Consider the following 14500-nt stretch of genomic DNA (forward strand, 5'->3'; position numbering starts at 1 on the left):
CTCCGACTTTCCCTTACAAAGAGGACTAACTACTCTCAAGTCATGTCAGCAGCCCCCGCCTCGCCCGCCCCCGACGGCAACCCGGACACGGCGGCGCGGGCGGCCCGCAACGGACACGGCCCGTCCACCGGGCTGACCGCGCGGGTGCCGCAACTGCTGGAGGCGATGCGGTCGGTCGGCACGGGCCTGGAGCTGCACTCCACGCTGGACCGGATCTGCGAGACGGCGGCCGATCTGGCGGACGCGCGGTACGCGGCCCTCGGAGTGGCCGACGAAGAGGGGGAAGGCCTCGCGGACTTCGTCTTCCACGGGGTCGACCAGGAGACCGCCCGGCTGATCGGACGGCTGCCCGACGGACAGAAGGGCCTGCTCGGCGCCTTGATCCGGGACCCGGAGCCGATGCGGCTCGCCGATCTGACCGAGGACCCGCGCTCGTGCGGATTCCCCGAGCACCACCCGGCGATGCGCGGCTTCCTGGGGGTCCCCATCCGCGTCCAGGGAGACATCTTCGGCAATCTCTACCTGACCGAGAAGCGCGGCGGCGGTCCGTTCGACGACTACGACCTCAACATGGTCCGGGTGCTGGCCACAGAGGCCGGCATCGCCATCGGCAACGCCCGGCTGTACGAGGCAGCCCAGCAGCGCGAGCGCTGGATCGATGGCTCGGTGGCCGTCACCACGGCACTGCTCTCGGGCGGGGACGCGGACGACGCCCTCCAGGTTGTCGCCGAACAGGCCCGCGGGCTCTCCGGATCGGCGGCCGGGATCGTGCTGCTGCCTGCCGAGGAGGGCGGCCTGGAGATCGTCGCCGTCGCCGCCGAGCGCCCCTCCGAGGCACTCGGAGCGGTCATCGGACCCGAGAGCGAGCTGGTTGCCGAACTGCTCGACGGCCAGGCCGTGTTCGTCGAGGACGCCGCCACCGACCCGCGCATGCTCACCGATCTCGCCCGCGGCTACGGGCCGGTCATGATGCTGCCGCTGCAGAGCGGCGGCCGGGTGCTCGGGAGCCTCGTCACCCCGCGCGCCCGGGGCGCCCGCCCGTTCACGGAGACCGAGCGCACACTCGCCGCGCAGTTCGCCTCGCAGGCCGCGCTCGCGCTGATGATGGCCGAGGCGCAGCGCGACCGGGAGCGGCTCGCGGTGTACGAGGACCGCGACCGGATCGCCCGCGACCTGCACGACCTCGTCATCCAGCGACTGTTCGCCACAGGGATGATGCTGGAGAGCGCCCAGCGGCGGTCGGTCGTGCCCGACGTGCAGAAGGGTGTGGGCAAGGCCGTCGACGAACTGGACGTGACGATCCAGGAGATCCGCACCGCCATCTTCGCGTTGCAGCAGGGGCCCGCCGAGGTGCCCTCGAACCTGCACACCCGCGTCCTGCGCGAGATCAAGACAGCCGCCGTACCCCTCGGATTCAAGCCCTCGCACCACTTCGTCGGCCCCGTCGACATGGCGGTCGGCGAGCTGACCGGCAAGAACCTCATCGCGGCCCTGCGCGAGACCCTCTCCAACGCCTTCCGGCACGCCCGCGCCCGCCGCATCGACGTCGTCGTCGACGCGACCGTGCACCTGCCGGACGGGCGGCCGGGCGTACGGCTGACCGTCGTGGACGACGGCGTCGGCATCCCCGACGGCGGCCGGCGCAGCGGCCTGACGAACCTCAAGCGGCGCGCCGAGTCCCTGGGCGGCGACAGCTGGTTCGGGCCGGGCGCCGGTGAGGACGGAGTCGAGGGCGGGGGCGGTACGACGGTGGTGTGGCAGGCGCCTTACTGACGCCGTCGGCGTACGCGCCCGTAGCACGCCACCTCAGCCCGCACGCTCAACACGCCCGGACCCCACCCCTGTTCGGCCGAGTCCGCTGGGCCGTCCGTACCACCGGGTCCCCCGGGCGTACGACTTGAACAGGACCGCGGCCCCCGAGGCGGGACACGATCGCTGTCATGCGCTCACTTCGTCGCCATCCCCTGCTCGTGCCGGCGCTGCTGTGCGCGCTCGTGGTCTTCGTGACCCGGCCCGCGGACGCCGAGGGCGAGTCGGGTGACGGCTCCGGGATCAGCGGCGAGGTGGCACGGCTGTACGAGGACGCCTCCGTGGCGGCGCAGCAGTACGACGCGGGCCGGAAGGAAGCCGATGTGCAGCGGGCCAGGGCGCAGCGGCTCGACCTGCTGCTGGCGCGCGAACGGCAGGACATCGCGGTGCTGCACGACGACCTCGGCCGGATCGCGCGCACCCAGTACCGCCAGGGCGGCGATCTTCCCTACACCGCGCAGCTGCTGCTCGCGGACAGCCCCGAGGACCTGATGCGCGGTCAGCGTGCCGTGTGGCAGGCGGATCTCGCGGTGAACAACGCGGTCGCCAAGAGCCGCCGGGCCGAGGCCAGGCTCGCCGCCGACGAGTCGCAGGCCGCGTCGCGGTGGCAGGCCCTGGAGAAGCGCAGCGGCGAGCTGGCCGAGATGAAGCGGACCATCGCGGCGAAACTCGACGAGGCACGGTCGACGCTCCAGGGCCGGGCGGACGCCTCCGTGGCGGCGGGCTCGTGCCGCGGCGCCGTACGCCTGGACCAGCCGAACCCGGGCTCCACGCGCGCGTGGGTGGCGCCCGTGGAGACGTACGAACTCTCCGCGGGCTTCGGCAGCGGGGGTGAGCGCTGGGCGCACCGGCACACCGGGCAGGACTTCGCGGTGCCCATCGGCACGCCGGTGCGGGCGGTCGGCGCGGGCCGGGTGGTGAAGGTGTCCTGCGGCGGCGCCTTCGGCATCGAGATCGTGATCCAGCACGCCGGCGGCTACTACACGCAGTACGCGCATCTCGCCGCCGTCACCGTCGACCAGGGGGAGCGGGTGACGCCCGGGCAGTGGATCGGGCAGTCGGGCACGACCGGCAACTCCACCGGACCGCACCTGCACTTCGAGGTGCGTGTCACGCCCGAGCTGGGCTCGGGCGTCGACCCCGTGCCGTGGCTGGCCGAGCACGGGGTCGTCGTCTAGGTGTGGTCCACCGGGACCATCCGGGCCACCGGATCAGCCGGTCCGCTGGTCCACCGGATCAGCCGGTCCGCGGACCACGGCTACAGCCGGTCGGCTATGAGCCGCTCGATCACGACCGCCACCCCGTCGTCGTTGTTGGCGACGGTACGGCCGGAGGCCGCGGCGATCACGGCGGGGTGCGCGTTGCCCATGGCGTACGACGTGCCCGCCCAGGTGAGCATCTCGACGTCGTTCGGCATGTCCCCGAAGGCGACGACCTCCTCGGGGGCGATGCCACGCTCGGTGCAGCACAGCGCGAGCGTGCTGGCCTTGGAGACGCCTGGGCCGCTGATCTCCAGAAGGGCGCTGGGACTCGACCGGGTGATGTTGGCCCGGTCGCCGACGGCGTCGCGGGCGAGCGCGAGGAACTCGTCCGGGGCGAGCTCCGCGTGGTACGCGAGCAGCTTGAGCACCGGCTGGTCGGCGTCGAGGGAACCCTCGGCGAGCAGTTTCTCGGCGGGCGCGAACTGCTCCGGGGGCTCCATGTGCAGCGCCGGGTACGTCGGCTCCAGGTGCAGGCCGAACGTGCGCTCCACGGCGAAGGCGGTGCCGGGCGCGGCGGCGCGCAGCGTGTGGACGACGTCGAGCGCGATGGCGGGCGTCAGCTCGCGGACCTTCACGAAGCGGTGGCCGCCGGGGCCGCCGTGCAGGTCCACCACGGCGGCGCCGTTGCCGCAGATCGCCAGGCCGTGGCCGTGGACATGGTCGGCGACCACGTCCATCCAGCGGGCCGGGCGGCCGGTGACGAAGAAGACCTCGATGCCGGCCTGCTCGGCGGCCGCGAGTGCGGCGACCGTGCGCGGGGAGACCGACTTGTCGTCGCGCAGCAGGGTGCCGTCGAGGTCCGTGGCGATCAGCCGGGGAGGAACGGTGGAGGCCGGGGTCTCGGGCCGTCGAGTCGCTGAGGTCACCCGGCCATTCTCCCGCATATGCGCGCACGAGCGTGCGGCGGTCCGCACAGGTGAGTGGTTACTGTCCTCACCTGCGCGGTCGCGCACCGCGTTTTCGGGTGGGTCCGCGGGGGTTCCCGGCCCGCTCCACGGGGGTTCTCAGCGCAGTTGGGCGACGGCTTCCATGGCGATGTGCTCGAAGACCTTCTCGTCCGCGGCGAAGTCCGAGTCGGGGATGGGCCAGTGGATCACGATGTCGGTGAAGCCCAGCTCCGCGTGGCGGCCCGCGAAGTCCACGAACGCGTCGAGGGACTCCAGCGGACGGCCGCGGTCCGGGGTGAAGCCGGTGAGGAGGATCTTGTCGATCTCCTTCGTGTCGCGGCCGATCGCGGCGCATGCGTCGGCCAGCTTCTCGGCCTGTCCACGAATGGCTTGAATCGACTGTTCAGGAGTCCCCGTTTCGTACAGCCGAGGGTCGCCGGTGGTCACCCACGCCTGTCCGTACTGCGCGGCGAGCTTCAGTCCGCGCGGTCCGGTGGCGGCCACCGCGAAGGGCAGCCGGGGGCGCTGGACGCAGCCGGGGATGTTGCGGGCCTCGTGCGCCGAGTAGAAGTCGCCGCCGTAGGAGACGGAGTCCTCGGTGAGCAGGCGGTCGAGCAGCGGGACGAACTCGGCGAGGCGGTCGGCGCGCTCGCGCGGGGTCCACGGCTCCTGACCCAGCGCGGTGGCGTCGAAGCCGGTGCCGCCCGCGCCGACGCCCAGGGTGATCCGGCCGTTCGAGACGTCGTCGAGGGAGATCAGGTCCTTGGCGAGGGTCACCGGGTGCCGGAAGTTCGGCGAGGTCACGAGGGTGCCGAGGCGGAGGTGGTCGGTGACGGCGGCCGCGGCGGTCAGGGTCGGTACGGCGCCGAACCACGGGCCGTCCCGGAAGGTCCGCCACGACAGGTGGTCGTAGGTGAACGCGGTGTGGAAGCCGAGCTGCTCGGCACGCTGCCATGCGGAACGACCGCCCTCGTGCCAGCGGACGTACGGCAGGATCACAGTGCTCAGACGCAGACTCATGCCTCTGAGCCTAAGCGGCGCCGGGGGGTGATGCCGCGCCGTGCCCGGGGTGGAGCCGTGCCCGCACCTGGGGCCGGGGCCGCGCCGGCCGGTCAGTGCGGCTCGGGAAACCGCAGGTAGCGCGGGGGTACGGCCTCGGTGAGCCAGACGCCGTTCTCGCTGACGTGGAAGACGTGGCCGTCGCGGTGCATGGCGCCGGTGTCGACCGACAGGACGACGGGGCGGCCGCGGCGGGCGCCGACCCGGGTGGCGGTCTCGCAGTCCGGGGAGAGATGCACGGCGTGCCGGTTCATGGGCCTGAGTCCCTCGGTGCGGATCGCGTCGAGACTTCGGGCGACAGTGCCGTGGTAGAGGTACGCGGGCGGGGTGGCCGGGGGCAGTCCGAGGTCGATGTCGACGGAGTGGCCCTGGCTGGCGCGGATCCGGGTGCCTTCGACGGCGAAGCGCCGTTTGTCGTTCGTGGCGATCACATGGTCGAGCTCGGCGCGCGTGAACCGGAAGCCGTGCGCGGCGGCTGCGGCGATCAGGGTCTCGATCTCGACCCAGCCGCCCTCGCCGAGGGTGAGGCCGATGCGTTCGGGCTGATGTCGCAGATGCTTCGAGAGGTACTTCGACACCTTCACGGTGCGTCTTTCATCCATCTCCTCAGAGTGCCTGGAGAGACGCCGGTCACGCATTTGATTTTGGTGCGGAGGTTTGATCCACAGCCAAGTGCAGTTATCCACAGGGGAATTGGGGATTCTGTGGACAACTGATTGGAGGATTAGGGTGGTTCGTCAAGTTTGCTTGATTTGGCGTGATTTGAGGCGAGGTGGTCCAAGGTCCTGGCCTTCACCTCCCGTTCGGCGGCCGCGGTGATGAAGGCCGCGGCGCCCCTGGCGCCAACCAGCGCTGTCACGGCCTGCATTGTCGCGACCGGGATCTCTACGGGGTGAGTCGTTTCGTCAGGAGTCGGGGGTGCATCCGCGTCGAGGTGCCGACGTAGGTGCCGGGTCGCGAACAACTGCATGGCGCGGGCGAGTTCGGCGTCCACGGTCTGCTGTGCGAGCGGGCGCAGACGCCGTACGAGGGAGGCGGCTTCGGCCGCTTCGGCGTCGGACGGCGGGTGCTCCCCCAGATAGCGCGCGAACACATGCTCGGTCGTGAACTCCAGGAAGCGCGAGGCGATGTGCTCGACCTGCCCCCTCAACTCCCGTAGATGGCCCGCGATCGCGGACAGCGGAACCCCTGCCGCGTGCAACTCGACGGCCACGGACAGCTCTTGGGGGCTCGGCACCACGTAGACGTCGTCCTGGCCCGCGACGCGCTCCAGTACGCCGAGCTGCACGGCGTCGGCCACCGCCGCGTCGTCCGGGCTGCCACCGAACAGTTCGTCCAGCTCGGCGCGTGAGATGCGGACGGCCTTCTCGTCGGTCCACGGCCCGTGGATCTCCGCGACCAGGCCGAGGATCCCGCCGAGGCCCCGGCCCGCGTCCCAGGCCTCCAGGAGTTCCTTGATGGAGGCCAGGGTGTAGCCGCGGTCGAGGAGGTCGGCGATCTGCCGCAGCCGGGCCAGATGCGCGTCCGCGTACACGTTGGCGCGGCCGCGCCGCTCGGGGCGGGGGAGCAGCCCGCGGTCCTGATAGGCCCGGATCGTCCGGACCGTGGCACCGCTGCGGTGCGCCAGGTCCTCGATCCGGTACGCGCCCCCGGCCGACCCGTCCTTCACCCGCTTTCCGTCCGTCATCCGCTCCTGGCCCTTCCGTGCCCTTTCGTGCCTTGCCATGACGTGCCGTGGCGCGCCGTTCCGGGGTGTTACGCGATGGCCGTGCGCCCGGTCGCCCCGGCCGCGGTCCGCGCCGCCGGTGACTGCGCCAGATACTCGACGGCTCTGCGCAACGAGCCCCCCCCCCGCGAGGGATGGTACGACCGCCGCAGATAACGGGGTACGGCCGCGCCGAGCTGCTTCCAGGTGGGCAACAGGCCTGCCCGTACGGCCCTGTTGTGCGCGGCGAGCGAGTAGCGCGGGCGCCAGGCGAGCGGCTCGCTTCCCTGTAAGGGGCCTCCTGCCCCATGAACCGTTCCTTGGCCTGGTGAACTCGGCCAGAGGCAACGGGACCCAGGCAGACGCCGGGCTCCGCAAGCCGCTAGTCGGATCAGCACCCCATCGGGGGGCGGCGTAGGGCTCGTTGACCAGCGGGAGCCCCTCCTTGAAGACCTTCACGAACCACCGCTCCCCCGCTGGCAGCAGCAGGTGCAGCACGTTGATGACGTGCGTGGCGGTGGGCTCGCCCGGGATCCAGTGCAGCGGGGTCCGCTGCCAGTCGAAGGAGACCCGGCGCGCAGCGATCGCATGGTGCTCACCCTGCTCGCTGACTTGGTGCTCGCTCACAGCGGCGGCTCCAGCCGGGCGATCGCGCGCAGCGTCCTCGGCGCGAAGCGCGACATGAGGTGGGCGCCGCGCGCCTCCGGCGTGACGGGCACCACCGCCTGGTTGCGGACCACCGCGCGCAGGATCGCGTCGGCGACCTTCTCCGGCGGGTAGTTGCGCAGCCCGTACAGCCGCGCGGACTTCTTCTGGCGCCGCTTCTCCTCGTCGCCGTCGACCCCCGCAAAGTGCGCGGTCGAGGTGATGTTGGTGTTCACGAAGCCGGGGCATATCGCCGAGACACCGATGCCCTGGCCCGCCAACTCCGCGCGCAGGCACTCACTGAGCATCAGGACCGCCGCCTTGGAGGTGCTGTAGGCGGGCAGCGCCTTCGAAGGCTGATACGCCGCCGCGGAGGCGGTGTTGACGATGTGGCCGCCCTGACCGCGCTCGGCCATCTGCTTCCCGAAGAGCCGGCAGCCGTGGATCACGCCCCACAGGTTGACGTCGAGGACCTTCTTCCAGTCCTCCGCGGTGGTGTCGAAGAAGGACCCGGACAGGCCGATCCCGGCGTTGTTCACCAGCACGTCCACCACGCCGTACTCGGCGGCGACCTTCTCGGCGAGCTTCTCCATGGCCTGCTCGTCGGATACGTCGACGGTCTCCGCCCAGGCCTCCGGGGCGCCGACCAGCCGCGCCAGCTCCGCGGTACGGGCCGCGCTCTCCGCGTCGCGATCGACGGCGATCACGCGCGCGCCGGCCTCGGCGAACGCGAAGGCGGTGGCCCGCCCGATGCCGCTGCCCGCGCCGGTGACCAGCACCAGCTGCCCGCCGAACCGGTCGGCGTACTTGCCGCTCACCGTCGGCAGGGGCCTGCGGCCCTCGCCCGCGTGCACGAACTCCGTGATCCAGGCGGCCAGTTGGTCGGGGCGCGTGCGCGGGATCCAGTGCTTGGCGGGGATCGTTCGACGCACCAGCTGCGGGGCCCACTGTTCCAGCCCGTCGTAGAGCCGCTCCGAGAGGAACGCGTCACCGAGAGGCGTGATGAGCTGCACGGGCGCGTGGGCGTACGCGTCGGCGCGCGGCCTGCTCAGCCGCGCCCGGACGTTGTCCCGGTACAGCCAGGCGCCGTGCGCCGCGTCCGAGGTCAGCGACGAGGTCGGATAGTCGCCCGCGGGCACCTTCTCGACGCGCTCCAGGATCTTCGGCCAGCGCTTGCCGAGGGGGCCGCGCCAGGCCAGCTCGGGCAGCGCGGGCGTGTGCAGCAGGTACACGTACCAGGACTTGGCGCCCTGGCCGAGGAGTTGACCGACCCGGCGGGGGGTGGGGCGCTTCACGCGCTGCTTGATCCAGTGCCCGAAGTGGTCGAGGGACGGCCCGGACATCGACGTGAAGGACGCGATCCGGCCCTCGGTGCGCTTGACCGTGACGAACTCCCACGACTGCACCGAACCCCAGTCGTGACCCACCAGGTGTACGGGCTTGTCCGGGCTGACCGCGTCCGCGACCGCCAGGAAGTCGTCCGTCAGCTTCTCCAGCGTGAACCCGCCGCGCAACGGCTGCGGCGCCGTCGACCTGCCGTGCCCGCGCACGTCGTAGAGCACCACATGGAAGTGCTCGGCGAGGCGCGAGGCGACCTCCGACCACACCTCCTTGCTGTCCGGATAGCCGTGCACGAGGACCACGGTCGGCTGCGCCGCGTCGCCCAACTCGGCGACACACAGCTCGACTCCGCCCGTCCGCACCCAGCGCTCGCGCGCCCCCGTGAGACTCACTTGTCCTCCGCCCAGCGCCGCACATGCGGCAGATCGTCGTCCAGCCAGAACGCGCTCTGCTCGGGGTCCCTGGAGTCGGTGACGACCAGGAGCTCCTCGAACTTCGCGCCCGTACCCCGGAATCCGAGATGCGGCTCGACCGCCCACAGCCCCGGCCGGGGCGGGTGGTCGGAGAACTTGTACGGCGACCACAGCGGCGACCAGCCGTCGCGGTGCCCGTGGAGCGCGTCGCTCGCCAGCCCCTTGAGGGACTGCGCGCCGAACCCGAACAGATGCGGCGACCAGGAACGCTCCTTGACCCGGTCGACCTTGTGGGCGATCACGCCGAAGGGATACGCGCGATGCCGGTTCGCATAGCCCTGGCGGACCATGAGCCGGTCCACGTCCTCGTAGATCTCCCGCAGCGGGCGGCGCTCGCGCACCTCGCGCAGGAGCAGCTCGCGGTGCGCCTCCAGATCGGCGAGCAGCTTGTCCTGCACGGGGTTGATCCCCAGCGAGCCGGAGTAGCCGATGTCCGCGGTGTATCCCCTGTAGACCGGGGCCATGTCGAGGATGAACGGCATCCCCGGCTCCAGCCGCCGGTCGGTGGGGAAGAACTGCAGCGGTATCCGGAAGTTCACGAACGCCGTGCGGTCGCCGAACCAGGCGAAGGGCAGATGGAACCAGTCCCGCACCCCGCGCTCGCGCAGCCAGGCGCGCTGCATGCGCGCCGCCTCCCGCTCGGTCACGCCGGGCTTCAGCTGCGCCGCGACGGCCTCCGCGCATTCGTACGCGAGGCGCTGCACTTCCCGGAACCCCCGCAGCTCCGTGGAGAGTTCACCTGCCACAGCAGTAGTCATGCCACCGTCCGTCCCGTGTCCGTCCGTATCCCGCATGTGCGCTACGCGCCCGTAACTTGACACTGATGAATGTGACAATTGTTAGAGGCTGCGTCAATAGGCCTGCGTGAAGCCTGTGGACAACTGAGTCGATGTGGACAACCGAGGCGCTGCGAGGGCCGCCGGACCCGCCGGGTTGTTCGACCTCAGGGGGACCCCTACGGGCCCGTACGACTGGAGAGTGACGCCGATACAGCTCCACGGGTTGACGACTCGCTGTGGCGTGCGCCACTAGCGTCGAGGACGTGACTGTGATCGCGACCGAAAGCCTGAGCAAGCGGTTCCCGAGGGTGACCGCTCTTGACCGGCTCTCCGTGGACGTCGGGCCCGGTGTGACCGGACTCGTCGGAGCCAATGGAGCCGGCAAGTCCACACTGATCAAGATCCTGCTGGGTCTGTCCCCCGCCACCGAGGGCCGCGCCGAAGTGCTCGGCCTCGACGTCGCCACCAAGGGCGGCGAGATCCGCGAGCGGGTCGGGTACATGCCGGAGCACGACTGTCTGCCGCCCGACGTGTCGGCCACCGAGTTCGTCGTGCACATGGCGCGCATGTCCGGGCTCCCCCCGGCCGCCGCCCGTGAGCGCACCGCGGACACGCTGCGCCACGTCGGCCTGTACGAGGAGCGCTACCGCCCCATCGGCGGCTACTCGACGGGCATGAAGCAGCGCGTGAAGCTCGCGCAGGCCCTCGTCCACGACCCCCAGCTGGTCTTCCTCGACGAGCCGACCAACGGCCTCGACCCGGTCGGCCGCGACGAGATGCTCGGCCTGATCCGCCGCATCCACACGGACTTCGGCATCTCGGTCCTGGTCACCTCCCATCTCCTCGGCGAGCTGGAACGCACCTGCGACCATGTCGTGGTCGTCGACGGCGGCAAGCTCCTGCGCTCCAGCTCCACCACGGACTTCACACAGACCACCACAACCCTCGCCGTCGAGGTCACCGACACCGACGAGCACCCGGACGGCACCCGCGCGGTGCGCGAGGTGCTGCACCAGCGCGGGATCGAGACGCACGACGGCAGCGGCCTGCCGGGCGCCGGCCACATCCTGCTGCTGACCGCGGAGGGCGAGGAGACATACGACCTCGTCCGCGACATCGTCGCCGACCTCGGCATCGGACTGGTCCGGATGGAACAGCGCAGGCACCACATCGCGGAGGTCTTCGCCGAGAGCGACGCACAACGACAGCAGGACGAGCAGCGGAAGGAGGCGGTCGGCCATGGCGGTTGAGCAGCCCCTCACCCAGCGCGGTGACCAGACCCGCATCCACAACATCGGCTACCGCAACTACGACGGCCCCCGCCTCGGCCGCGCCTACGCCCGCCGATCGCTGTACTCGCAGTCCCTGCGCGGCTCCTACGGCCTCGGCCGCTCGGTCAAGTCCAAGGTGCTGCCGATGCTGCTCTTCGTGGTGATGTGCGTGCCCGCGGCCATCATGGTCGCGGTCGCCGTCGCCACCAAGGCCAAGGACCTCCCCCTGGACTACACGCGCTACGCCGTGGTGATGCAGGCCGTCATCAGCCTCTACGTCGCCTCCCAGGGACCCCAGTCCGTCTCGCGGGACCTGCGCTTCAAGACCGTGCCGCTGTACTTCTCACGCCCCATCGAAACCGCCGACTACGTACGCGCCAAGTACGCGGCCCTCGCCTCGGCGCTGTTCGTCCTCACCGCCGCGCCGCTGCTCGTGCTCTACGTAGGGGCCCTGCTGGCCAAGCTCGACTTCGCCGACCAGACGAAGGGATTCGCCCAGGGGCTGGTCTCCGTGGCACTGCTCTCGCTGCTCTTCGCCGGCATCGGCCTGGTCATCTCGGCGGTCACACCCCGCCGCGGCTTCGGCATCGCGGCCGTCATCGCCGTCCTGACCATCTCCTACGGCGCCGTCTCCACCCTCCAGGCCATCGCCGACTCGCAGAACAGCACCACCGCGATCCCCTGGATCGGCCTGTTCTCGCCCATCACGCTCATCGACGGGGTGCAGTCCGCCTTCCTCGGCGCGACCTCCGCCTTCCCCGGAGCGGAAGGCCCCTCGTCCGCACAGGGCGCCGTCTTCCTCGTCGTCGTCCTGGGGCTCATCGCCGGCTGCTACGGCCTGCTGATGCGCCGCTACCGAAAGGTCGGACTGTGACCACGCTGAACATCGACCACGTCTCCCGCTGGTTCGGCAACGTGGTGGCCGTCAACGACGTCACCATGACGATCGGCCCGGGCGTCACCGGCCTCCTCGGCCCGAACGGCGCCGGGAAGTCCACCCTCATCAACATGATGGGCGGCTTCCTCGCCCCCTCCACGGGTTCCGTCACGCTCGACGGCCAGCCGACCTGGCGCAACGAACAGATCTACAAGCACATCGGCATCGTCCCCGAACGCGAGGCGATGTACGACTTCCTCACCGGCCGCGAATTCGTCGTCGCCAACGCCGAGTTGCACGGCCTCGGCGAGAAGGCCGCCCAAAGGGCGCTCGCCACGGTCGAGATGGAGTACGCGCAGGACCGCAAGATCTCCACGTACTCCAAGGGCATGCGCCAGCGCGTGAAGATGGCGTCCGCGCTCGTCCACGACCCGTCGCTGCTGCTGCTCGACGAGCCCTTCAACGGCATGGACCCACGCCAGCGCATGCAGCTCATGGACCTGCTGCGGCGCATGGGCGACGACGGCCGCACCGTGCTGTTCTCGTCCCACATCCTCGAAGAGGTCGAGCAGCTCGCCGCCCACATCGAGGTGATCGTCGCCGGACGGCACGCGGCGAGCGGCGACTTCCGGCGCATCCGCCGCCTGATGACCGACCGCCCGCACCGCTACCTGGTGCGCTCCAGCGACGACCGCGCCCTGGCCGCCGCACTGATCGCCGACCCGTCGACGTCCGGCATCGAAGTCGACCTGGCGGAGGGCGCCCTGCGCATCCAGGCGGTCGACTTCGGCCGCTTCACGGTCCTGCTGCCCCGGGTGGCGAAGGACCACGGCATCCGGCTGCTCACGGTCTCGCCGTCCGACGAGTCCCTCGAGTCCGTGTTCTCTTATCTGGTCGCGGCGTAGGAGGCCGAAGATGTACGACCCCACAGTCGCCCGGCTCACTTATCGAGCCCTGCTCGGCCGCCGCCGAGCCCTCATCCTGAGTGCCCTGCCCGTCCTGCTGATCGTGATCGCCTCGGTGGTACGCCTGCTGACCGGCGCCGACGACCAGGTCGCCTCCGACGTCCTCGGCGGCTTCGCGATCGCCACGATGGTGCCGATCATCGGTGTCATCGCGGGCACCGGCGCGATCGGCCCCGAGATCGACGACGGCTCGGTGGTGTACCTGCTCGCCAAGCCCCTGAAGCGGCCCACGATCATCTTCACCAAGCTGATCGTCGCGGTGGCCGTCACCATGGCGTTCTCCGCGGTGCCGACCTTCATCGCCGGCATGATCCTCAACGGCAACGGCCAGCAGATCGCCGTCGCCTACACCGTGGCCGCCCTGGTCGCCTCGATCGCCTACGCGGCGATGTTCCTGCTCCTGGGAACCGTGACCCGGCACGCGGTGGTCCTCGGACTCGTCTACGCGCTCGTCTGGGAAGCCCTCTTCGGGTCGCTGGTCTCCGGAGCACGCACCCTCAGCGTCCAGCAGTGGGCGCTCGCCGTGGCCCACAAGGTCACCGGCGGGGACCTCGTCACCTCGGACGTGGGCCTGCCGACGGCGACGGTGCTGCTCGTCGTGGTCACCGTGCTCGCCACCTGGTACGCGGGGCAGAGGCTGCGGTCGCTGACCTTGGCGGGCGAGGAGTGAGCAGGGCTCCACGCGCGCGTGGCCGGTGCCACCCGGCACGCGCGCGTGGAGCCGGATTTCTTGACAGCGGCTTCACCTGCGTCCGGTCAAACTGGTCCGAGGGGATGCACAGCTAGGAGGCAACGGGGATGGCGGTCGAGGAACCGAAGAGCGAGGGGCAGGCGGAGTCCAGGGACGTCTGGGACGGCGTCGTACTGGACGAGAACTTCATACGGTCCGCGGAGACGACCGAGCCGTCCGCCCGCGCCCGTATGCTCGCCGCCCGCTGGCGCGACGGGGGACCGGACCCCGAGCCCTGGCGCTCCGACGAACCACCCGCGGGCTGGTTCTTCAGCAAGGGGCGCCGGCGCAGGTGGCGCCGGCGGTAGCCGCCTCCCGGATGCCTTCTCCGGAGGGTGCCTTTTATTCGTTGGCGTCCAACTCGGCGTACGGGCACAGTAGTTCTGTCCACGCCGCCGCATCGAGTCGGCGCCACGTTCTGGGAGAGGAGCGCGACGATGCCCGTCAGTAGCAGTACGTCGGGCTCCCAGCAGGGCAGCCCACGGCGGACCACGGAGTAGTTACCCCTCCGTCGAGTCCGCCCCCACGGGGAGCTGCCCGGGGCGGCCGCTTCGAGCGCGCGTTCTTCGCGCGGGCCGCCCACCCGGAGGATTGGCCGAGAGGTAAGGCACCGGCTTGCGCTGAGTTCAATTCAAAGCAAGTCGCGGTCGGGGGCAACCCCGCGCACGTTCGATTCGTGCATCCTCCGCAAGACATT

The 14500-nt window shown here is 70.8% G+C and carries 13 protein-coding genes, 1 tRNA gene and 2 pseudogenes; 8 read left to right on the top strand and 8 right to left on the bottom strand.

Annotated elements, in window-relative coordinates; all coding sequences use genetic code 11:
- Positions 1 to 42: 42 nt before the first annotated feature.
- The gene (locus AB5J56_RS23035) at positions 43 to 1773 is read left to right on the top strand and encodes a GAF domain-containing sensor histidine kinase (RefSeq protein WP_369234661.1); all 1731 of its coding nucleotides are present in this window, start codon (positions 43 to 45) and stop codon (positions 1771 to 1773) included.
- A gap of 167 nt (positions 1774 to 1940) precedes the next feature.
- On the top strand, positions 1941 to 2987 hold the full coding sequence (locus AB5J56_RS23040; RefSeq protein WP_369234662.1) for a peptidoglycan DD-metalloendopeptidase family protein: 1047 nt from the start codon (positions 1941 to 1943) through the stop codon (positions 2985 to 2987).
- An 80-nt stretch (positions 2988 to 3067) separates the two neighbouring features.
- Here AB5J56_RS23040 and AB5J56_RS23045 read toward each other — a convergent pair whose 3' ends face one another.
- The 8 genes and pseudogenes from AB5J56_RS23045 to AB5J56_RS23080 all read right to left on the bottom strand — a co-directional run bounded on the left by AB5J56_RS23045 (position 3068) and on the right by AB5J56_RS23080 (position 9939).
- Positions 3068 to 3955 (bottom strand): Cof-type HAD-IIB family hydrolase, encoded by an 888-nt coding sequence (locus AB5J56_RS23045; RefSeq protein ID WP_369234663.1) that lies wholly within the window; start codon positions 3953 to 3955, stop codon positions 3068 to 3070.
- Between the two features lie 120 nt (positions 3956 to 4075).
- Positions 4076 to 4978, bottom strand: coding sequence for an LLM class flavin-dependent oxidoreductase (locus tag AB5J56_RS23050; RefSeq protein ID WP_369234664.1), 903 nt, complete (start codon positions 4976 to 4978; stop codon positions 4076 to 4078).
- 92 nt (positions 4979 to 5070) lie between these two features.
- On the bottom strand, positions 5071 to 5619 hold the full coding sequence (locus AB5J56_RS23055) for an RNA 2'-phosphotransferase (protein WP_369234665.1): 549 nt from the start codon (positions 5617 to 5619) through the stop codon (positions 5071 to 5073).
- Between the two features lie 122 nt (positions 5620 to 5741).
- A complete protein-coding gene (locus AB5J56_RS23060; RefSeq protein ID WP_369242710.1) occupies positions 5742 to 6704 on the bottom strand; it encodes a MerR family transcriptional regulator in 963 nt (320 codons plus the stop codon).
- 68 nt (positions 6705 to 6772) lie between these two features.
- Positions 6773 to 6997, bottom strand: a pseudogene (locus tag AB5J56_RS23065) (metal-dependent hydrolase); the annotation flags it as partial.
- Positions 6998 to 7139: 142 nt separating this feature from the next.
- Positions 7140 to 7349 (bottom strand): annotated as a pseudogene (locus AB5J56_RS23070) (metal-dependent hydrolase); the annotation flags it as partial.
- Entirely contained in the window at positions 7346 to 9100 is a 1755-nt protein-coding gene (locus tag AB5J56_RS23075; protein WP_369234666.1) for an SDR family oxidoreductase, read from the bottom strand. The pseudogene AB5J56_RS23070 and the gene AB5J56_RS23075, both read right to left, overlap by 4 nt.
- On the bottom strand, positions 9097 to 9939 hold the full coding sequence (locus tag AB5J56_RS23080) for a M24 family metallopeptidase (RefSeq protein WP_369234667.1): 843 nt from the start codon (positions 9937 to 9939) through the stop codon (positions 9097 to 9099). Before AB5J56_RS23080 ends, AB5J56_RS23075 begins: the two co-directional genes overlap by 4 nt.
- 290 nt (positions 9940 to 10229) lie before the next feature.
- Here AB5J56_RS23080 and AB5J56_RS23085 point away from each other — a divergent pair, with 290 nt between their 5' ends.
- From AB5J56_RS23085 to AB5J56_RS23110, 6 genes are all read left to right on the top strand, one after another.
- Entirely contained in the window at positions 10230 to 11210 is a 981-nt protein-coding gene (locus AB5J56_RS23085) for an ABC transporter ATP-binding protein (RefSeq protein ID WP_369242712.1), read from the top strand.
- Positions 11200 to 12105: an ABC transporter permease gene (locus AB5J56_RS23090; RefSeq protein WP_369234668.1), complete on the top strand. Its 906-nt coding sequence runs from the start codon at positions 11200 to 11202 to the stop codon at positions 12103 to 12105. Before AB5J56_RS23085 ends, AB5J56_RS23090 begins: the two co-directional genes overlap by 11 nt.
- Positions 12102 to 13013, top strand: a complete 912-nt coding sequence (locus AB5J56_RS23095; RefSeq protein ID WP_369234669.1) for an ABC transporter ATP-binding protein — start codon at positions 12102 to 12104, stop codon at positions 13011 to 13013. Before AB5J56_RS23090 ends, AB5J56_RS23095 begins: the two co-directional genes overlap by 4 nt.
- 10 nt (positions 13014 to 13023) lie before the next feature.
- Positions 13024 to 13743, top strand: a complete 720-nt coding sequence (locus AB5J56_RS23100; protein WP_369234670.1) for an ABC transporter permease — start codon at positions 13024 to 13026, stop codon at positions 13741 to 13743.
- Between the two features lie 128 nt (positions 13744 to 13871).
- Positions 13872 to 14111: a hypothetical protein gene (locus AB5J56_RS23105; protein WP_369234671.1), complete on the top strand. Its 240-nt coding sequence runs from the start codon at positions 13872 to 13874 to the stop codon at positions 14109 to 14111.
- 277 nt (positions 14112 to 14388) lie between these two features.
- Positions 14389 to 14491, top strand: a tRNA-OTHER gene (locus tag AB5J56_RS23110).
- Positions 14492 to 14500: the final 9 nt, after the last annotated feature.

It is taken from the genome of Streptomyces sp. R21, assembly GCF_041051975.1.
GTDB lineage: Bacteria > Actinomycetota > Actinomycetes > Streptomycetales > Streptomycetaceae > Streptomyces.